Origin of the sequence: Siccibacter colletis (assembly GCF_000696575.1) — a bacterium.
Lineage (GTDB): Bacteria > Pseudomonadota > Gammaproteobacteria > Enterobacterales > Enterobacteriaceae > Siccibacter > Siccibacter colletis.
The window spans coordinates 1-413 of sequence record NZ_JMSQ01000025.1 but is presented as its reverse complement, the minus strand read 5'-3'; the positions used below and the strand labels follow the sequence as shown (position 1 = coordinate 413).

Genomic DNA, 413 nt, shown 5'->3' with positions numbered 1-413 from the left:
TCACGACGGACGTTAGCACCCGCCGTGTGTCTCCCGTGATAACATTCTCCGGTATTCGTAGTTTGCATCGGGTTGGTAAGCCGGGATGGCCCCCTAGCCGAAACAGTGCTCTACCCCCGGAGATGAGTTCACGAGGCGCTACCTAAATAGCTTTCGGGGAGAACCAGCTATCTCCCGGTTTGATTGGCCTTTCACCCCCAGCCACAGGTCATCCGCTAATTTTTCAACATTAGTCGGTTCGGTCCTCCAGTTAGTGTTACCCAACCTTCAACCTGCCCATGGCTAGATCACCGGGTTTCGGGTCTATACCCTGCAACTTAACGCCCAATTAAGACTCGGTTTCCCTTCGGCTCCCCTATACGGTTAACCTTGCTACAGAATATAAGTCGCTGACCCATTATACAAAAGGTACG

The 413-nt window shown here is 52.3% G+C and carries 1 rRNA gene; it reads right to left on the bottom strand.

What is annotated here, in order from left to right:
* A 23S ribosomal RNA gene (locus tag ET34_RS0117110) occupies window positions 1-413 on the bottom strand; the annotation flags it as partial.